This window comes from Mycobacterium sp. 852002-50816_SCH5313054-b (assembly GCF_001667185.1).
Classification (GTDB): Bacteria; Actinomycetota; Actinomycetes; order Mycobacteriales; family Mycobacteriaceae; genus Mycobacterium.
Map to the genome: position 1 here is coordinate 36,713 of NZ_LZIC01000030.1, position 19,581 is coordinate 56,293.

Here is a 19,581-nt window from a genome sequence, read left to right on the forward strand (position 1 = left end):
CGCCTGAGATCCATTCGGCCGCACCCGGCCGGCCGCTACGGCTTGAGGGCGTCGAGGAGCCGATCGAGGTCCCCGTCCGTGTTGTAGAGGTGAAACCCCACACGAGTCGCGCCTGCGCGCACCGCGGCCCGGATGCCGGCCCTCTGCAGCGCATCGGTCGCATGCGCAGCGGGGACGGATACGATCGCTGACTCGCATGCGTCCAACTGCAACTCGGCGCGCAACCGATTGGCCAGTCCCAGCGTATGGGCCTCGACCGCCGACCGGTCCAGCGACGCCAGCCACGTCACCGAGACCGCCGCACCCGACACACTGAACCACGCCGGCGACGAGTCGAACCGCCGCGCATCGTCAGCCAGGCGCATCGGTAACCCATACAGAGACGACCACATGTCCGCACCGGCGTACGGGTTTGCCGTATGCGGCACGAGCGTGTCAAGTATCCGCTGGCTCAACGACATCCATGCCACACCGCGCGGACCGAGCAACCACTTGTAGCTGGCTGCAACCGCGGCGTCGACCCACGGCAGCGCGACATTCTTCCAACCCAAAGCCTGGCTCACATCGAGCACCGTGACCGTATCGGATTCGGCGACACTGCCACGCAGTGTCTCGACGTCGAGCACAGCGCCATCGGCGGATTGGACCAGGCTGGCAGCGACAACATCAAAATCGCCGGCGACATCTTCGAGCTGGCCCGGCGCCAATTCGGTGACGGTGACTCCGCGTCCTGCTTGAGCGGCGAACGGGAAGCTCACGCTTGCGAATTCGCCACGCAAGGTAGCCACCCGACTGCCGTCGGGTATCGAGGCGGCGACCAGTCCGATCAGCGACGACACGCTGGTGCCGATCGCCACCCGGCATTCGTCGGCACCGATCAGTGACGCATACGCGGAGCGGCTGGCGCGCAACGGCTCCTCGAAGGCGTCGATCTGCAGCCGGCCTTCTTCCCACGACTGCACGCAATCGCGCATGGCCTCGGCCGTGAACCGCGGCGGCAACCCATAGGTAGGGGTGTTGAGGAATCCGTCGGCGCCGACGAACTGCGCACCGAATGCTTGACGGCTCATCGTGGAAGGCATAATTCGACATTCCACCATGAACAGCGGAAGCGCTGCACTTGCATTTAATGTCCACCATCGCCGGCGGCGCTATGCCGCGCCGGGACTCTCGCCTTCCTCGTCGTCGTCTTCGGGTGGAGGAGTTTTTCGGGGTGGTGGAAGGTGTTGGTTCTCGGTTGTCCGCGGTCGAGGTGGGGTGGGGGGATCCATTCGGTTTGGCCTCGGGTGTTGGTGCGGGTAGTCCAGCCTTGTTCGGCGAGTCGGTTGTCGGGACCGCATGCTAGGGCCAGGTCGTCGATGTCGGTGCGGTGGGTGGCCGTCCAGCCGCGGATGTGGTGGACCTGGCTGTGGTAGGCGGGTGCGTCGCAGCCGGGTTTGGTGCAGCCGCGATCTTTGGCGTAGAGCATGATGCGTTGCGCGGGGGAGGCGATCCGTTTGGTGCTGTAAAGCGCCAGCGAGCGGGCCTTGTCGAAGATCGCCAGGTAGTGATGCGCGTGGCCGGCCCAGCGGATGACATCCGACATCGGCACCAGGGTGCCGCCGGCGGTCAGGGCTTTGCCGGCGGCGGCCTCGAGGTCTTGCAGGGTGGTGGTCACGATGATCGATACGGGTAGCCCGTTGTGCTGGCCCAGCTGCCCGGAGGCGAACAGCCCGCGCAGCCCGGCCACAAACGCGTCGTGGTTGCGTTGGGCCTGGGAGCGGGTGTCGCGGCGTGCGGCATCCCCGTCGGGGGCGGGGTCGACGATGGGGGTTTGGTCGTCGGGGTTGCAGGCGCCGGGGGCGCCCAGTTTGGCCAGCAGGGCTTCGATGGCGGCCCGTAGTTCCGGGGTGATCAGCCCGCTGAGGCGGGACATGCCGTCGTGTTGTTGGGCGCCCAGGATGATGCCGCGTTGGCGGGCGCGTTCGGTGTCGCTGAACTCCCCGTCGGGATGCAGGCAGCCCATGAGGCGCTGGGCGTATTTGACCAACTCGTCGGGGCGATAGGCGCGGGCTTTGTCGGCCAGGTCGGCTTCGGCGTGCGCGCGGGTGAACACGTCGACCTGCGCGGGCAGCTGGGCGAAAAAGCTGCGGATCACCTTCACCTGCCCGTCGCCGATCAGTCCCTGGCGTTGGGCGGCGGCGGTCGCGGCCAACTTCGGCGCCAGCGGCTCGCCGGTCAGCGCGCGACGCTGGCCCAGGTCCTCGGCCTCATCGACGCGCCGGGCGGCCTCGGCCTTGGTGATGCGCAATCGGTCGGCCAACGCCGAACGCAGCGTGCCGCCCAATTCTGCCGTGCTGGCCTGCGCCTCGAGTTGGTTGATCAACGCGTGCCCGGGGGTGCGCAGCCGGCGCGCCACGCGTTCCAGGCGCTCCAGGGCCCGTAACCGCTCCGGGGTGGTGAACACGTCGAAAGACAACGCGCACAGGCGCTCTGCATCGTCATCGAGCGCGTCGAAGACCTCGACGATCTCCTCACGACTGCTCGCACCCATGCCCCAAACTCTACGAACACCCACCGACAAAAAACGCCCGCGCTGTGACCACTGAAACCACAGTGGCGCAAGTTCTTTGAAGCGGTACGCGCGGTGCCAAACTAGCCGCCGCGGCGAACCGGTGAAACCAAGTGGATCCAACTAATTTTGGGATGAACGGAGTAAATACCTCGACTGCGTAGAGGGTTCATAGGGTTGAACTATCGCGGAATACGGGTGCCTGTGGGTTCGCCGGTAGTCATGGATGGAAACCAGGGCGCTCCCCGCAGAGGCCGGTAGTCGGCGACGGCGAAGGCGGTTGCAGCTGCTGAGATCAGCGCCAAGAAAGCGCCGGGCTGACGGCTTGCGTGTTCGGGAAAGCCAAGGGGAATAAGCCAGGCGAGTAACAGCATTGAGGTGGTGTTGAGCAAGTCGGTTGCGGCCATGAGCGACAAATCGGGTCGGCCCAGGCCATATTGACCGCGGGTGATCGCCGTGGCAATCCCGAACACGCCCGCCACCAGGAACAGCGCCGAGGCCATCGCGTTGATCTCCCAACCGGTACGGTTCACGCCCTGGACGCCCGCCCAGGGCAGAAACAGCGCCACCATCAGCGAGGCGCCGCCGAAGCCGGCGATCATCCGTCGATATAGCGAGGTCTTCACAGCCATCTCTGTCCCCCAAGCACTGCGGCAGGTTCCTGCCTACCTTTCTCCATAACATCTGTTATCCCTTTTCAGAAACATAACGTTTGTTATGGCATCATGTCAATGGTGACTTCGGCCGACGCCTCTCTGAGCACCCGGGAGCGCCTGGTGACCGCCGCTTTAGCCGTGCTCGAGCGGGACGGACCGGCGGCGATTCAAGCGCGAACACTGGCTGGCGAGATCGGCGCGTCGACGATGGCCGTGTACACGCACTTTCGGAGCATGCCCAATCTGATTGAAGCGATGATGCGTGAAGGGCTGGCGCGCTTCGCCGAGCACACTCGCGCGGTGCCGCATACCGACGACCCGATGGCTGATCTCCTCGCTGGCGGGCTGGCCTACGGCGAGTTCGCCATGCGAAGCCCGCAGCTGTACCGGTTGCTGTTTGGTCTCACCGACCTTGGCGGAGTCAATAAGCCATCGGCCGACGGGGGAACACCTTGGGATCTCGACGAAGGGGTCGATGCGTTGTCGGTGCTAGTCAGTGCGGTCGAGCGTGTCATTCAATCCGGGCGAATCCGACCGCAGGAGCCGACACCCGTGGCCACCCAGATCTTGAGTGCCACCCACGGATTCGTGCTGCTGACGATGGCCGGCATCATCGAGCCCAATGGGTGGCGAGACGTGATGGTGCCACTGGCGATCAACTTGCTAGTGGGTCTCGGCGACACACGCCGGCGCGCCGAACGCTCCCTGGCCGCCGCGCTCGAAGCGCGCGCGTCCCAGCGGGACGCCCACTGACCGTATTTGACTCAGAAGTTCAACCCGGAGTACATCACCCGGTTCGGATCGTACTTCTGCCGCACCGTCGTCAGCTGCGACAGATTCGAGCCGAAGTAGCGCGCCGCCGAGCTGTTGGCCTCCAGGTAATTGACGTACCCGCCGACCGAAAATGGTTGCACCGCTTGGTGCGCGGAGTTCAGCCACTGGGTGGCGGCGGGCACCTGGTTGGCCGCGGGCTCGACGTACCACTGCAATAGCGCGGACTGCTTGCGCCACGGGAAGGCGGTGTCCCCCGGGGCGATGTCGCCGGCGGCGCCGTCCAACGGGTCGACGAGCAGCGACGCTTTGCCGCCCGATGCCGGCCACTGCCCGATCGCCGTCGCAATGGCCTTGGCCGCAGCGGAATTCAGCGTCGAGAGCACGTCGGAGCCGGCGACGAATCCGACGGGCGACGGCGTCGAACTGCCACCGGCCAGGTAGGTCACCAGGTCCATGTGGCTCAGCGTCTTGTTCACCACCGCGGTCGGTGCCACGCCCACCGCGGATTTGATGGCGTCGACGACGCCGGGCCCGGCGCCCGCGGGGCAGGTGGCCAGCACATGGCAGTTCGGCTGGCTGCCGACCGAGAGATCGACTATCCCCCAGGTGTTTCGGTCCGCCGCGCTCAACCAGGACTGCCAGCCCACCAGCACCTGCACCGCCGACGCCGGCGGGAAGTCGAGCCGCACGACGTCGTTGTCGGCGGTCGGGAACGTCGCGAAGGTCATCGACGTCGTCACCCCGAAATTGCCCCCACCGCCGCCGCGCAGCGCCCAGAACAAATCCGGATGATCGTTGGCCGACGCGGTGACCACATCGCCGCTCGGCAACACCACCGTCGCCGACTGCAGCGCATCACAGGTCAGGCCCGCGTGGCGGCAATCGGCCCCCACCCCGCCGCCGAGGGCCAACCCCGCGGTCCCGATGCTCGGGTAGGTCGCGGTGGGGATCGCGCGCCCGGCGCCGGCGAGTGCTTGGTGCACCGCGTACACGGTGGTCGCCGGCGTCACCGTGGCGTTGCCGGCACCGTCGACGTTCACCCCGCCCGGCAGCTTGCGCAGGTCGACTACCATCGTGCCGTTGGCGCTCGACGCGCCGATGTACGAATGCCCGCCCCCACGCGGGGCGATCTTGAGCCCGTTCGCCGTCGCGAACGAAACCGCCTTCTGCACATCGGATTGCGACGACACCGTGACGACCGCCGCGGGATTGGAGTTGTTGTAGAACGAATTGAAAACCTGTTTGCCCGAGGAGAATTGAGCGCCATTGCCGGGCAACGCGACGCTTCCGCCGATGGAGGAGGCCAGGCCGCCCCAGCCGGCGGTGGGGTCGGCGGCCGCCCGCGCGGTGCCGAACACCGCCCCGGTCGCCAGCACCCCGACGGCACCGCGCAGAAAGGTCTGGCGCGAAATCTCATGGTCCAGCGGACGGCTTCGATTCGTCGTCATGAGCCGGATTCTGGTCCAATCGACACCCGAAAATCCGGCCCCGGCGCGAGTGTCAGGTCACAGTGTGGCCTCGATCCGCCGGCGCCGGCGCGGGCGTGTTTCGGTCCAATAAGCCACGTCAGGCGCGCTACGCCCTTACAAAACGCTTATTGTGCAAAGCTTTATCGCACCGTGTTGTAAACGTGACAGTCGTAGACCAGAGTTCCCTAAGTGACTGGAGTGCCGTCGGCGCATTCCGAGACAGGGAGGCTGGCATGAAGGCACTGGCAGATACTCAGCGATGGATCTGGCTGTTTCGTCACCAGCCCCTGACCATTCGCCTTCTGGCCGGTGCCGCCGGCCTCCTCACGGTGGCCGCGGCGTTCGCAGCGCCGGCCGAGGCGGACCCGTCGACCGACGACGCCTTCATCGACGCGCTCAACCACGCCGGCATCGACTTCGGCGAGCCGGGCAACGCGATGAAAGTAGGCGAGTCCATCTGCCCGATGCTCGCCACGCCGGGCGGGAACTTCGCTGCGGCCGCGGCGAGCGTCACCAACCGCGGCATGTCACCGGGGATGGCGAAGATGTTCACCACCATCGCCATTCAGATGTACTGCCCGCAGGAGATGGCCAACATCGCCAGCGGCAACCCGACCGCCGGCATTCCCGGGGGCCTGCCGGGGCTTGCCGGCGGCATCCCCGGCATCCGGCAAATCCCCGGTATGCCGGGGGCTTAGGGGTACCGCCTAACGCGTCCCCAACGGGTCGATGGTCGAGGCGATATAGACCATCGCCGCCGCGACCGTCACGGTCGTGATGAAGTCGGTTCCCTTGCCGCGGACGACCAACAGGCCGGCGCGGTCCTCGGACAACACCAACCGCAGGATCGCCGCCACGCCCACCCCGATTCCGATCAGCAGGGCACCGCGGCGCCAGAAGTTGGCCCCCGCCAACACAAATGCCGCGGCGAAGATCAGGCCGACCAACAGGATCGGCCATTGCGCCCGCAGCGTCGCGCGCACCTCTTAGTGCCGTCCCTCGGCCAATTCGACGACGTTGGTCAGCAGGAACGCGCGAGTGAGCGGGCCGACGCCGCCGGGATTCGGTGACACGTGGCCGGCCACCTCCCACACGTCCGGATGCACATCGCCGACGAGGCCGCTCTCGGTGCGGCTGACGCCCACATCGACGACCGCGGCGCCCGGACGCACCATCTCGGCGGTCAGCATGTGCGGCACCCCGACGGCTGCCACGATGATGTCGGCCTGCCTGGTCAGCGCGGAGAGGTCGCGAGTTCCGGTGTGGCACAACGTGACCGTGGCGTTCTCCGAACGACGGGTCATCAGCAGCCCCAGCGGGCGACCGACGGTCACGCCGCGACCGATGATGACCACGTGCGCCCCGGCGATCTCGACGTCGTAGCGCCGCAGCAGGTGCACGATGCCGCGCGCGGTACAGGGCAGCGGCGCGGGGGTCGACAGCACCAGGCGGCCCAGGTTGGTGGGGTGCAGGCCGTCGGCGTCCTTGGCGGGATCGACGCGCTCGAGTGCCGCGTTCTCGTCGAGGTGCTTGGGCAGCGGCAGCTGGACGATGTAGCCGGTGCACTCGGGGTTGGCGTTGAGTTCGTCGATGGTCTCGTTGAGCTGCGCGGTGCTGATGTCGGCGGGCAGGTCGCGGCGGATCGACGTGATGCCGACCTTGGCGCAGTCCGCGTGCTTGCCGCGGACGTAGGCCTGCGACCCGGGGTCGTCGCCGACCAGGATGGTGCCCAGCCCGGGCGTGCGACCCGACGCCGTCAGAGCGGCGACGCGTCGCGTGAGGTCGACGAAGATTTCGTCCCGGGTGGCCTTGCCGTCCAGCGTGATTGCGCCCACGCCTGACAGTCTGGCACGGGACAAGATTAAGCTCCTGGCATGTCTACCCCTCCAGACGTGTTGTCGCCGGCCAAGCTGGGCCCGATCACGCTGCGTAACCGCACCATCAAATCCGCCACCTTCGAGGCGCGCACGCCCAACGCCCTGGTGAGCGACGACCTGATCGAATACCACCGCCTGCCGGCGGCCGGGGGGGTCGGGATGACGACCGTCGCCTATTGCGCGGTGTCCCCCGGCGGCCGCACGGAGGGCAACGGCATCTGGATGCGCCCGGAGGCGGTGCCCGGGTTCCGGCGGCTCACCGACGCGATCCACGCCGAGGGCGCGGCGGTGAGCGCGCAGATCGGGCACGCCGGTCCCGTCGCCAACGCCAAGTCCAACAAGGCCACTGCCCTGGCGCCGGTGCGGTTCTTCAACCCGATCGGGATGCGCTTCGCCAAGAAGGCCACCCGCGCCGACATCGACGACGTCATCGAAGGGCACGTCAACGCGGTCCGGCTGGCCATCGAAGCCGGCTTCGATGCGGTCGAAATCCATTTGGGCCACAACTATCTGGCGAGCGCGTTCCTGTCTCCGCTGATCAACCGCCGCACCGACGAATTCGGCGGATCGCTGGAGAACCGGGCCAAGGTCGCCCGCGGGATCGTCATGGCGGTGCGGCGCGCGGTGGAAAAGGAGGGCACGCCCATCGCGGTCACCGCCAAGCTCAACATGGCCGACGGGGTGCGCGGCGGCATCAGCACCGAGGAATCGCTGATCACCGCCAAGTGGCTGCAGGACGACGGCGGGCTGGACGCGATCGAGCTCACCGCGGGCAGCTCGCTGGTCAACCCGATGTACCTGTTCCGCGGCGACGCGCCGCTCAAAGAATTCGCCGGCGCCTTCAAGCCGCCGCTGCGCTGGGGCATGCGGATGACGGGCAAGAAGTTCCTCCGCGAGTACCCCTACCGCGAGGCCTATTTATTGCGCGACGCCAAGTTGTTCCGCGCCGAGCTCACGATGCCGCTGATCCTGCTCGGCGGCATCACCAACCGGGAGACGATGGACCTCGCGATGGCCGAGGGATTCGAGTTCGTTGCGATGGGCCGGGCGCTGCTGGCCGAGCCCGACCTGATCAATCGGATAGCCGCCGACGGTGCCGCGCACACCGTGCATTCGGCGTGCACACACTGCAATCGGTGCATGCCGACGATCTACACCCGCACCCGCTGCGTGGTCACCGGCGCCCCGGACGCTTTAGCCCACTGACGATGCGCGCCGCGCCGGCGGCGTGAGGTGGGGGTCCCCCCAGCCGCGAAGCGGCGAGGGGGAAAAGCGGGCATCAGAGACCGCTCAGCCCACAGGGTGGAAGCAGGCGCACCCGCTACAGTTGTGGCGATGAGTGCACCAGCCCCGCCAGCACTGACCGTTCGCCATGACGGGTCGGAGCGCACGTTCGCGGCGGGCCACGATGTAGTGGTCGGACGCGATCTGCGCGCCGACATGCGCATCACCCACCCGCTGATCTCGCGCGCCCATTTGTTGCTGCGCTTCGACCAGGGCCGGTGGCTGGCAATCGACAACGGCTCGCTCAACGGGACCTTCTGCAACGGCCGACGGGTGCCGGTGGTGGACATCCAAGACGGCCAAAGCATCAACATCGGGAATCCCGACGGGCCGCAGCTGACCTTCGAGGTGGGTCGCCACCAAGGGTTGGCCGGGCGCCCGCCCCGCACCGAATCGATGGGCATCCCGGTGGCCGCACACGCGGGAACGGCGTGGCCGGCCTCGCAGCCGCCCGGTCCTCCCGTCGCCGCCCCGCCCGCTCCCCCGCCCGGTCCTCCCGGCCCTTCCGGTAGGGGTGGACCGAGCTGGGCCCAGCAGCCGTCGCGGCGACCGCATCCGGGCCCACCCCCGCCGCCGGCGTACCCGCCCAGCGGTGGGGGCCGGCCACCCGCGTATCCGACCAGCGCGCCGCCGCCGCCGAATTTCCAGCCGCACCCGCAGATGTCCGCGCCGGCGGCGCCGCCGACCGAGATGTCGGCCGCCAACCTCGCCAAGCCGCCGGAGGTCTCCAACCTGGCGACGAAGATGTTCCAGGCGCTGATGCCGGGCCGGTCCGGCGCGATGCCGAAGCCGAGCGGCGCGGTGACGATCGGCCGCGCCACCGACAACGACGTCGTCATCCAGGACGTGCTGGCCTCGCGCCACCACGCGTTTCTGACCCAGACCCCGCTGGGCACCGAGATCCGCGACGCGCACAGCGTCAACGGGACCTTCGTCAACGGCGTGCGCGTCGGCTCGGCGGTGCTGACCGAGGGCGACGTGGTCACGATCGGGAACGTCGACCTGGTCTTCACCCGCGACAGCCTGGTCCGTCGCACGGAGGCCGCCACGCGCACCGGCGGCCTGGAGGTGAACGCCGTCACCTACACCGTCGACCACGGAAAGCAGCTGCTCGACCACATCTCACTGACCGCGCGCCCCGGGACGCTGACCGCCATCATCGGCGGGTCGGGCGCGGGCAAGACCACGCTGTCGCGGCTCATCGCCGGGTACACCACCCCCAGCACGGGCACGGTGACGTTCGAGGGCCACAACATCCACACCGAATACGCGTCGATGCGCAGCCGGATCGGGATGGTCCCCCAGGACGACGTGGTGCACCGCCAGCTGACGGTCAACCAGGCGCTGGGCTACGCGGCCGAACTGCGGCTGCCCCCCGACACCAGCAAAGCCGACCGCGAACAGGTCGTCGCGCAGGTCCTCGAGGAACTCGAGCTGACCAAGCACGCCGACACCCGCGTCGACAAGCTCTCGGGCGGCCAACGCAAGCGCGCCTCGGTGGCGCTGGAGTTGCTCACCGGGCCGTCGCTGCTGATCCTCGACGAGCCGACCACCGGCCTCGACCCGGCGCTGGACCGTCAGGTGATGATGATGCTGCGCCAGCTCGCCGACGCCGGCCGCGTGGTGCTGATCGTCACCCACTCGGTCTCCTACCTCGACGTCTGCGATCAGCTGTTGCTGGTGGCGCCCGGTGGCAAAACCGCCTTCCTGGGCCCGCCCAGCCAGATCGGTGCGGCCATGGGAACCACCAACTGGGCCGACATCTTTACCAAGGTGGGCGCCGATCCCGACGAGGCCAACCGCCGCTTCCTCGCCGAAAACCGGCAGCCGGAGCTGCAGGCCCCGTCCGAGTCCAGCCCGGGCGACCTGGGCGAGCCGGTGCACACCGACGTCCTGCGCCAGTTCTCCACGGTCGCGCGCCGCCAGGTGCGGCTCGTCATCTCCGACCGGGGCTACACCGTGTTCCTGGCGCTGCTGCCGTTCCTCATCGGCGTCCTCACCCTCACCGTGCGCGGCAAGACCGGGTACGGCATGGGGGACCCCACGAGCAACTCGCCGAACCAGGCCGACCAGATCCTGGTCATGCTCACCGTGGGCGCCGTGTTCATGGGTACCGCGCTGACGATTCGCGACCTCGTCGGCGAGCGCCCCATCTTCAAGCGCGAGCAGGCCGTCGGCCTGTCGACCGCGGCGTACATGGCCGCCAAGATCGTGGTGTTCAGCGTGTTCGCGATCGCGCAGGCGGGAATCGCCACCGCGATCTCGGTGATCGGGTGGGGCCAACCGATCGCCAACGCCGTGGTCCTGGGCAACTCCGGCCTCGAACTGTTCTTCGACGTCGCGCTGACGTGCGTGGCGTCCGCGCTGTTGGGTATGGCCCTGTCGGCGATCGCGAAGTCCCAGGACCAGATCATGCCGTTCCTGGTCATCGCCATCATGTCGCAGCTGGTGTTCTGCGGCGGGTTGATCTGGGTGACCAACCGGCCCGTGCTCGACCAGTTGTCCTGGGCCACACCGGCCCGGTGGGGCTACGCGTCGTCGGCGTCGACGATCGACACCCACCGGCTTGTCGTCGGCCCGACCGACCCGAAGGACCAGCACTTCGACCACAAGGCGAGCGCGTGGCTGTTCGACACCGGGATGCTCCTGGCGTTGTGCGTGGTCTATAGCGCCATCACCTGGTGGAAGCTCCGGCTCAAGGGGCACCACTCGGGCCGCGGCGCTCGCAGGGCGAGGAAACGATCGAAGAGCTGATGGCTCAGCCCGCGCAGCCAGTGCTGACGGTGCGATCTCAGCGGTGGGAAGGTAATTTCGCGCCGGGTCGCGACGTGGTCGTCGGCAGCGACGTGCGCGCCGACCTACGCGTGGCGCACCCGCTGGTCGCCCGCGCGCACCTGCTGCTGCGCTTCGACAACGGACGGTGGATCGCCGTCGACAACCACTCGCTGAACGGGGTCTTCCTCAACGGCCAGCGGGTCCCGGCGGTCGACATCCAGGACGGCCAGAGCGTCAACATCGGCAAGCCCGACGGGCCACTGGTCACGTTCCACGTCGGGCAGCACCAGGGCACCGTCGGGCTGTTGCCGCCGACGGAGACGGTGCCGACGATCGTGGCGCCCAGCGGCCCGCTGCCGGTGCGTCCCCGGGGCCTCGCGCCGCGACCGCCGCGTCGACCCCCGCGCGACGAAACACCGCGCACCGCCGCCATTCCGATCGTCCCGCCGGCCAAGCCCGCCGAGACCGCGCCTCATGGTCCGACTCCGGCGGAGCCTCCGTCGGATCTGAACCCGCCCACCCAGATCGGCGTGAGCGGCGAGATCGCCGAGTTCCCGACCACCAAGGTCAAGGCGCTGGGGTCCGGCAAGCTCGAGGCCCCGGTCACCGGCGCCGCCTGGATCGGGCGCTCGCTCGACAACGACGTCGTCGTGCACGACGTGCTGGCCTCGCGCCACCATGCGTTCTTGACCGCGACTCCGGTCGGCACCGAGATCCGCGACGCCCACAGCATCAACGGCACCTTCGTCAACGGGATCCGGGTGGGGTCCGCGGTGCTCGCCGAGGGCGACGTCGTCACGATCGGCAACGTCGACCTGGTGTTCACCGGCGGCATCCTGGTGCGCGGCCAGGAGGTGGCGGCGCGGACCGGCGGCCTGGAGGTGCGCGAGGTCAACTTCAGCATCGGCGAGAAGAACCTGCTGGAACGGGTGTCGCTGACCGCCCGGCCCGGCACCCTGACCGCGATCATCGGCGGGTCCGGCGCCGGCAAGACCACGCTGTCGCGGCTGATCGCCGGCTACGCCACCCCGACCACCGGCTCGGTCACCTTCGAGGGCCACGACATCCACACCGAGTACGGGTCGCTGCGCACCAGGATCGGGATGGTCCCCCAGGACGACGTCGTGCACCGCCAGCTGACGGTCAACCAGGCGCTGGGCTACGCCGCGGAACTGCGGCTGCCGCCCGACACCAGCAAGGCCGACCGCTCACAGGTCGTCGCGCAGGTCCTCGAGGAACTGGGGCTGACCAAGCACGCCGACACCCGCGTCGACAAGCTGTCCGGCGGCCAGCGCAAGCGAGCCTCGGTGGCGCTCGAGCTGCTGACCGGGCCGTCGCTGCTGATCCTCGACGAGCCCACCTCGGGCCTGGACCCGGCGCTGGACCTGCAGGTGATGACGATGCTGCGTCAACTCGCCGACGCCGGCCGCGTGGTGCTGGTGGTCACCCACTCGCTGACCTACCTCGACGTCTGCGATCAGGTGCTGCTGATGGCGCCCGGGGGCAAGACGGCCTACCTGGGCCCGCCCGACCAGATCGGCGGCGCGATGGGCACCACCAATTGGGCCCAGATTTTCGCGAAGGTGGGCGCCGACCCCGACGAGGCGAACCGCCGCTTTCTGGCGCAGACCAAGCCCCCGCCACCGGTGGAGTCGGCGCCGGCCGAACTCGGCGCCCCGGCGCACACCAGCGTGCGTCACCAGTTCTCCACGATCGCCCGGCGCCAGGTCCGTCTGGTCGTCTCCGACCGCGCCTACTTCGTGTTCCTGGCGCTGTTGCCGTTCGTCCTGGGCGCGCTGTCGCTGACCGTCCCCGGCAACACCGGGTTCGGCATCGCCGCGCCGACCGGCGGGACGCCCGACGAATCCGCTCAGATCCTGACCCTGACGTCGGTCGCCGCGGTCTTCATGGGCACCGCGCTGACGATCCGCGACCTGATCGGCGAGCGGGCGATCTTCCGGCGCGAACAGGCGGTGGGCCTGTCGACGGGTGCCTACCTCGCCGCGAAGCTCGCGGTGTTCTGCGTGTTCGCGATAGTGCAGGCCGCCATCGTGACGGCCATCGTGCTGGCGGGCAAGGGGGCGCCGACGCAGCCGGCGGTGCTGCTCGGCTCCTCCCCATTCGCGGCGAGCTTCGAGCTGTTCGTGACCATCGCCGCGATGTGCGTGGCCGCCGCGGTCCTCGGGTTGGTGCTGTCGTCGCTCGCGCGCTCCAGCGAGCAGATCATGCCGCTGCTGGTGGTGTCGCTCATGCTGCAGCTGGTGCTCGCCGGGGGCATGGTCCCGGTGACCGGCCGGATCTTCCTCGACCAGCTGTCCTGGCTGCTGCCCTCCCGGTGGGGCTACGCGGCGTCGGCGTCCACGGTCAACGTGCGGCTGCTGGTGCCCGGTTCGCTGGTGCAGCAGGACAGCCACTGGGCGCACACGCCCGGCGCGTGGCTGCTCGACATGGGGATGCTCGTCGCCCTGTCGGTGAGCTATGCCGCGATCGTGCGCTGGCGCATCCGGCTCAAGCGCTAATCCTTTGCGTCCAGGCGCAACCCGTGCGCCAGCGCGAAGGCCATCGCCTGGCCGACGTCGACGCGCGCGCCCGCCAGCGACGCGGTGCGCCACACCGACGGGTCGACGGTGGCGCCACGCAGGTCGGCGTCGTCCATCCGGGCGCCCGTCGTCCGCACGCCGGACAGGTCGGCGCCACGCAGCACGGCCTTGCGCAGGTCGGCCTCCACCAGGCTGGTCTCCCGCAGCCGGCACCCGCTCAGGTCGAGCCCGCGCAGGTCGTTGCCGCCGAGCACGGCCAGCGTGAAATCCACCTCGTCGAACGTCATCGGGCGCATCCGGCAACCGACGAAGACCGAGCCCAGCATGCTGCACTGCGCAAAGGTACTGTGCCACAGCAACGTTCGCTCGAAGGTGCAGTTGCGAAAAGCCGACCCGCGGTGCTGCGACTCGGCCAGGTTGACGCCGCTGAAGTCGCAGTCGCTGAACACCACCCGCTCGGTGCGCAGCCGGCTGAGGTCGTCGTCGCGAAAGTCCGTGCCGGAGAACTCGCGGTCGACCCAGTGCTGCAATGCGGGATCAGCTCGCGGCCAGGGCTTCCAGGGCGTACTCGCTGACGGCGATGAGCGCGTCTCTCGCCGACCGGCGATCGCGGGCGTCGACCGTGATCACCGGGATATGCCGGGGCAGCGTCAGCGCCTCGCGCACCGCCTCGACGGGATACCGTGGGGCGCCGTCGAATTCGTTGACCGCGATCAAGAACGGCAGGTTGCGGTGCTCGAAGAAGTCGACCGCGGCGAAGCTGTCCTGCAGGCGCCGGCAGTCGACCAGGACGATCGCACCGATCGCGCCGCGCACCAGATCGTCCCACATGAACCAGAACCGGCGCTGACCCGGCGTCCCGAACAGGTAGAGCACCAGCTCCTCGTCCAGGGTGATGCGGCCGAAGTCCATCGCAACCGTGGTGGTCTTTTTGTCCGGGGTGGCCTCCAGCGCGTCGACGCCGGTCGACGCGTCGGTCAGCATCGCCTCGGTGCGCAACGGCATGATTTCCGAGACGGCCCCGACGAACGTGGTCTTGCCGACACCGAACCCGCCCGCGACGACGATCTTCGTCGAAGCGTGTGCGCGCGCGTCAGAGTGCTCGAAGACCACGCAGTGTCCTTCCTATGAGTTCGTGGCGCTCATCCCTGGTGGAGCGCTCGGTCAGGGTCCTATGCACCCGAAGGTAGCCGGACAGCACGAGATCGCCGACCAGGACGCGCGCGACACCGACCGGCAAATCCAGCCGGGCCGAGATTTCCGCGACCGACGGGCTTTCCACGCACAGTTGGACGATCTTGCCTCTCGTGTCGTTGGGTGGCCACCGGTGGGCCAGGCCGGCCTGCAGCGTCTGGATCGGCGCTTCCAGCGGAAGGTCGACGTCGGTGCCGGTCCGGCCCGACGTCAGGGTGTACGGACGGACCAGGTTCGCCTCACGGGAGGCTGGCCAGGGCTCGCGTCTGTCCATCGCGGCTCAAGAGTGCTGGGGGGCTGACCGGCGGCTGGACTGCACCACGCCGCCCACCCGTTCGACGAGGATGGCCATCTCGTAGCCGATCTGGCCGATGTCGCAGGACGTCACGGCCAGCGTGGCCAGATGCGAGCCGTCGCCGACCCGCATCAGCAACAGGTAGCCGTTCTGCATCTCGACCACCGACTGCAGCACCTGGCCGCCCTCGAACAGCTGCGCGGCGCCGGTCGCCAGGCTGGCCAGCCCCGACGCGACCGCGGCCAGCTGATCGGCCCGCTCCCGCGGAAGGTGCTCGCTAGCGGCGACGGGCAACCCGTCGACGGACACCAGCAGCGCGTGCGCCACCCCGGGGACCTCGCGGGCGAACTTCGTCACCAGCCAATCCAGCGAGTTGCCAGCAGACGTCATTCCTGATCAGATCCTTCACTCGTCTCGCGGGCGTGCGACCGTCCCGTGCGCACGCCGCCGAAATGGCTGCTGAACGAGGCCCGCACCGCCTCGGGGTCCCGCGCCGCGGCGTGGGACCCGACGAGGGAGCCCTGGTCCTCATCCTGCTCGTTGTCCTCGTCGTCCTCGGTCCCGCTGGCCCCGTTGGCCGTGCCGGGCACCAGCCGGGCGCCCGGCGTGCGGACCGGCAGCCCGTGCTCGGTTTGCGACTCGACGGGCTTGTCCTCGGCGGCGGCGGCCAGCGACCAGCCGCGGTCCCACACCGACTGCCAATCCAGGTCGGGGCTGTTCACCAGGTCGTGCGGGTCGCCCAGCATCTCCGCCAGCATCCGACGGTAGATGACGTCGTCGTCGGCCGGGGCCTGGGGAGCCTCAGCAGCCTTGGGGGCGTTGGCGGCCTTGGCGGCCTTCGGAATCGTCGGGATCGACGGGGCTTCCGGCGCGTCGCTGCCCTGGGCGCTCTGGGCACGCGCGGCGAAGAACGCCGACGTGTCCGACGCCACCGCGGGTTTGGCCGGCGGCTGCCGTGGCGGCTGGTCGGGCTGCGGCTGCGGCTGGGCCTGCTGCCCGGCCTCCCACCACGGGGTGGCGAGCTCGCGGCGGTGCCGCCGGGGCAGCTCCGCGGCGGGCGCCTCGAAAACCTCGGGAGGTTCGGGAGGGGCCTCAGAAACGTTGGCAACGTCTGCGATGCCGCTGGAACCGGGGTTGCGGCGGGGCAGCAGGGTGACCGACGGTCCCGACGCCTCGGCGCCGTTCTGGTTCGCCGGCTCGTGTCCGGCGGCCTCACCCGAGGGGTCCGTCGTCGCGATGGCGTTGGCGAGTTTGGTGCTCGGCGATGCCACGGCGCCGGCCCGTCCGCGCGGCTCGACCGCCTGGCCCACCCCCGCGAGCAGCGTCGGCGGGAGATAGATCTCGGCGGTGGTGCCCGCGCCCGCCTCGTTGGCCGCCGGGCCCCGCAGCCCCACCCGGATGCCGTGCCGGGCGGCGATCCGGCCCACCACGAAAAGGCCCATGTGCCGGGCGTTGTCGGGGGTGACGTCGCCGCCGGCATGCAGCCGCATGTTGGCCATCCGCCGGTCGGCGTCGTTCATGCCCAGGCCGGAGTCGGAGATCCGCAGCATGACGCCGCCGTCCGCGCCGCCGGCCGCCGAGACCCGGACGGTCGTCGTCGGCGGCGAGTACCGCAGGGCGTTGTCGATCAGCTCCGCGAACAGGTGGATGGCGCCGCCGGCCGCCGCGCCGATGAGCATGCAGTCGGGCAGGCCGGTCAGTTCGACCCGCCGGTAGTCCTCGACCTCGGACACCGCGGCGTTGATCACCGTCGTCAGCGGCACCGGCTCACGCTGGTCGCGTGCCAGCTGCGCGCCCGCGAGCACCAGCAGGTTGGCGCTGTTGCGGCGCAGCCGCGCGGCCAGGTGGTCCAGCCGGAACAGGCTGTCGAGGCGCTCGGGATCCTCCTCGTTGCGCTCCAGCCGGTCGATCAGCGTGAGCTGCTGGTCGACCAGCGAACGGCTGCGCCGCGACATGGTCTCGAACATGTCGTTGACCAGCAAGCGCAGCCGCGCCTCGTCGCCGGCCAGCAGCAGGGCCTGCGTGTGCAGTTCGTCGACGGCGTGGGCGACCTGGCCGATCTCCTCGGTGGTGTAGACCGGCAGCGGCTGCGGGATGGGTTCGGCGCCACCGGCCTTGACGCGGGCCACCTCGTCCTCGAGGTCCCGGTGGGCGACTTTGAGCGCGCCGTCGCGCAGGACGCGCAGCGGCCGCACCAGCGCGCGCGCCACCAGCAACACGACCAGAAGCGCGATCACGATAGCGGCCAGCACCAGCACCGTGTCCCGGATCGCGGAGTTGCGGCGATCGGTGGCCTCGGCCTGCACCGACTTGGTCACGGACGCGGTGGCGTCGGTGACGACCTGTTCGGCGATCCCGTCGGTGGTCTGGATCGAGCGCAGCAGCTCGGGGTTGTCGACGAGCGCGCTGGCCGGGTCCGACATGATCGCCATCCGGGTGACCATCTGCTGCTGCAGCGTCTTGGCTTCGGGTGACCCGGCGCCCAGCACCTCGCTCATCCCGAACAGCGTCGACGGTTCGGTGCCGGCCAGGGTCATCATCGAGGTGCGCAGCTGCGGCTCGGGCAGGTCGGACCCGCGCGTCACCAGAATCTCCTGCATCGTCATCTGCCCGCGGGCGCCGACGGCCCGGCTCAGGCCCTGCGCCTCGGCGCGGATCCGCTCGTTGCCGACGCGCACCGACGCGTTGATCACGTCCTCCGCCGTCAGCAGCAGCGGGGCGTACGTGGTCACCCGGTCCCGCAAACCGACGCTGTTGTCGGCCACCTTGTCCAGCAGCCCCTGCCCGCCGTTCAGCAGGGTGCTCACCCCGGACCGGACGTCCGGGGTGACATCGGTGTCGGCCAGCCGCTGTTGCAGCTCGTGCTTGCGCGCCTCGTAGTTCTTCCTGGCGCCGTCGACGTCGCGTCCGGTGGAGCTGGCCAGCAGTGCGACATCGAGCGCCGACATGTACTTGGTGATCGCCGGCAGCACGTCGGAGCGCGCGGCCGCCAGCTTGAGGCCGCGGGCGCTGGCCATCGCGTCCTTGATGCGCAACCCGCCGAACGCCGTCGCCAAAATCAGCGGTACCAGCATGATCGCCAGGACCTTGTAGCGAACGGGCCAGTTGCTCGGCGACCAGGTGGGCGGACGTTTGGCCCGCGACGCGCCGGCGGCGGGCGCGTCATCGAACTTGGGTGTGGCCGCACCGGCCGCGTGGGCCGGGCGGGCGAACATGGTCACGTGCGTGCGGCCGCGCGGCCGGCCGCTGCGCCGATCGTGGGCGCTGGGTGAAACGAGAGACTCATGAGACTTCCTGCTTTATTCGACTGCCACGCGCAGGTGGACGCGAGAGGTAAACGCCTGGCAATCCGACGAGTATGACAGCCCGCGGCCGAGGTCTCCACAATTCCTACTGAGTAGGCAGAGCCCTCCAAGGTTGGGCGGTGCACGGGGATGCAAGTCTGGCAAACACATTGGCTTTCAAATTGGCTTTGTCACGATCCATCCAGGACGGCGACGGCCGCCAGCGCGTAGGACCTAAGACGGCCGAAGCAGCGCGACGAGGAAATCGGACTCATCGGAGAACGGCCGCAGATCCCAGGTGGACAGCAGCAGATCTTGCGCGAACCCGGCGTCCGCCGCGTCGTCGAGAAACTGGCTGAACTCGTACCCGCGGCCGGCGCCCAAGCCGATCACCGCTCGACCGCCGTCCCTGAGGTGTGCACGCAGCCGGCCCAGCACCTGGACTCGGGTACTCGGGGCAAGGAACGCCATCACGTTGCCAGCCGACATGATGACGTCGAACGGCTCGGCGATGCCGCGCGCGGGCAGGTCGAGTTCGGCGAGGTCGCCGACAAGCCAACGCGGCCCGGGATGGTCGTGCTCGGCTGCCTCGATGAGCACCGGGTCGACGTCGACACCGACCACCCGGTGACCGGCCGCGGCCAGATAACCGCCCAACCGGCCGGGGCCGCAGCCCGCATCAAGAATGTGGGCGCCGCGCGGCACCATCGCGTCCACGAGGCGGGCCTCGCCGAGCAGGTCGTCACCCGCGCGTGCCATGGCACGGAAGCGCTCGACATACCAGTGCGAGTGTCCGGAATCCGCTGCCACCTTCTGCATCCAGATGCTCTCCTCGACCATGCCAGCATTATCCAAGCGAAGACCCCGGGCAGGATGGCGTGT

Annotated in this window: 17 protein-coding genes; 5 read left to right on the top strand and 12 right to left on the bottom strand. The window is 69.2% G+C overall.

Going from position 1 to position 19,581, the window contains the following annotated elements:
- Positions 1–35: 35 nt before the first annotated feature.
- The 3 genes from A5787_RS05030 to A5787_RS05040 form a co-directional block, all read right to left on the bottom strand.
- A complete protein-coding gene (locus tag A5787_RS05030) occupies positions 36–1,070 on the bottom strand; it encodes an aminotransferase class V-fold PLP-dependent enzyme (RefSeq protein WP_066962552.1) in 1,035 nt (344 codons plus the stop codon).
- A gap of 56 nt (positions 1,071–1,126) precedes the next feature.
- A complete protein-coding gene (locus tag A5787_RS05035; RefSeq protein ID WP_082977071.1) occupies positions 1,127–2,533 on the bottom strand; it encodes an HNH endonuclease signature motif containing protein in 1,407 nt (468 codons plus the stop codon).
- A 200-nt stretch (positions 2,534–2,733) separates the two neighbouring features.
- Positions 2,734–3,183, bottom strand: a complete 450-nt coding sequence (locus A5787_RS05040; RefSeq protein ID WP_156763772.1) for a hypothetical protein — start codon at positions 3,181–3,183, stop codon at positions 2,734–2,736.
- A 102-nt stretch (positions 3,184–3,285) separates the two neighbouring features.
- Between A5787_RS05040 and A5787_RS05045 the strand changes: the two genes are divergently transcribed.
- A complete protein-coding gene (locus A5787_RS05045) occupies positions 3,286–3,960 on the top strand; it encodes a TetR/AcrR family transcriptional regulator (protein ID WP_197506959.1) in 675 nt (224 codons plus the stop codon).
- Between the two features lie 11 nt (positions 3,961–3,971).
- Here A5787_RS05045 and A5787_RS05050 read toward each other — a convergent pair whose 3' ends face one another.
- The gene (locus tag A5787_RS05050) at positions 3,972–5,405 is read right to left on the bottom strand and encodes an FAD-binding oxidoreductase (RefSeq protein ID WP_197506968.1); all 1,434 of its coding nucleotides are present in this window, start codon (positions 5,403–5,405) and stop codon (positions 3,972–3,974) included.
- 278 nt (positions 5,406–5,683) lie between these two features.
- Here A5787_RS05050 and A5787_RS05055 point away from each other — a divergent pair, with 278 nt between their 5' ends.
- Positions 5,684–6,148, top strand: coding sequence for a DUF732 domain-containing protein (locus tag A5787_RS05055; protein WP_066962563.1), 465 nt, complete (start codon positions 5,684–5,686; stop codon positions 6,146–6,148).
- Positions 6,149–6,157: 9 nt separating this feature from the next.
- Here the strand turns inward: A5787_RS05055 and A5787_RS05060 are convergent, their stop codons facing one another.
- Both A5787_RS05060 and A5787_RS05065 read right to left on the bottom strand, forming a co-directional pair.
- Positions 6,158–6,433 carry a DUF3017 domain-containing protein gene (locus A5787_RS05060; protein WP_066962566.1) on the bottom strand — a complete coding sequence of 92 codons (276 nt, stop codon included), beginning with the start codon at positions 6,431–6,433 and terminating at the stop codon, positions 6,158–6,160.
- 3 nt (positions 6,434–6,436) lie between these two features.
- The gene (locus tag A5787_RS05065) at positions 6,437–7,285 is read right to left on the bottom strand and encodes a bifunctional methylenetetrahydrofolate dehydrogenase/methenyltetrahydrofolate cyclohydrolase (RefSeq protein ID WP_066962570.1); all 849 of its coding nucleotides are present in this window, start codon (positions 7,283–7,285) and stop codon (positions 6,437–6,439) included.
- Between the two features lie 39 nt (positions 7,286–7,324).
- Here A5787_RS05065 and A5787_RS05070 point away from each other — a divergent pair, with 39 nt between their 5' ends.
- The 3 genes from A5787_RS05070 (at position 7,325) to A5787_RS05080 (ending at position 13,905) form a co-directional block, all read left to right on the top strand.
- Positions 7,325–8,533: an NADH:flavin oxidoreductase gene (locus tag A5787_RS05070; protein WP_066962573.1), complete on the top strand. Its 1,209-nt coding sequence runs from the start codon at positions 7,325–7,327 to the stop codon at positions 8,531–8,533.
- A gap of 129 nt (positions 8,534–8,662) precedes the next feature.
- On the top strand, positions 8,663–11,365 hold the full coding sequence (locus A5787_RS05075; RefSeq protein WP_066962576.1) for an ATP-binding cassette domain-containing protein: 2,703 nt from the start codon (positions 8,663–8,665) through the stop codon (positions 11,363–11,365).
- Positions 11,365–13,905: an ATP-binding cassette domain-containing protein gene (locus A5787_RS05080; RefSeq protein ID WP_066962578.1), complete on the top strand. Its 2,541-nt coding sequence runs from the start codon at positions 11,365–11,367 to the stop codon at positions 13,903–13,905. Before A5787_RS05075 ends, A5787_RS05080 begins: the two co-directional genes overlap by 1 nt.
- Here A5787_RS05080 and A5787_RS05085 read toward each other — a convergent pair.
- The 6 genes from A5787_RS05085 to A5787_RS05110 form a co-directional block, all read right to left on the bottom strand.
- Positions 13,902–14,456, bottom strand: a complete 555-nt coding sequence (locus A5787_RS05085; RefSeq protein WP_066962581.1) for a pentapeptide repeat-containing protein — start codon at positions 14,454–14,456, stop codon at positions 13,902–13,904. The genes A5787_RS05080 and A5787_RS05085 overlap by 4 nt on opposite strands.
- Positions 14,457–14,463: 7 nt before the next feature.
- A complete protein-coding gene (locus A5787_RS05090) occupies positions 14,464–15,039 on the bottom strand; it encodes an ATP/GTP-binding protein (RefSeq protein ID WP_066962584.1) in 576 nt (191 codons plus the stop codon).
- The gene (locus A5787_RS05095) at positions 15,020–15,394 is read right to left on the bottom strand and encodes a DUF742 domain-containing protein (protein ID WP_066962587.1); all 375 of its coding nucleotides are present in this window, start codon (positions 15,392–15,394) and stop codon (positions 15,020–15,022) included. The genes A5787_RS05090 and A5787_RS05095 overlap by 20 nt, the downstream gene beginning before the upstream one ends.
- Positions 15,395–15,400: 6 nt before the next feature.
- A complete protein-coding gene (locus A5787_RS05100) occupies positions 15,401–15,805 on the bottom strand; it encodes a serine protease inhibitor (RefSeq protein WP_066962590.1) in 405 nt (134 codons plus the stop codon).
- On the bottom strand, positions 15,802–18,636 hold the full coding sequence (locus tag A5787_RS05105) for an ATP-binding protein (protein ID WP_156763773.1): 2,835 nt from the start codon (positions 18,634–18,636) through the stop codon (positions 15,802–15,804). The genes A5787_RS05100 and A5787_RS05105 overlap by 4 nt, the downstream gene beginning before the upstream one ends.
- Positions 18,637–18,933: 297 nt before the next feature.
- Positions 18,934–19,539, bottom strand: a complete 606-nt coding sequence (locus A5787_RS05110; RefSeq protein ID WP_066962593.1) for a bifunctional 2-polyprenyl-6-hydroxyphenol methylase/3-demethylubiquinol 3-O-methyltransferase UbiG — start codon at positions 19,537–19,539, stop codon at positions 18,934–18,936.
- Between the last annotated feature and the right edge of the window lie 42 nt (positions 19,540–19,581).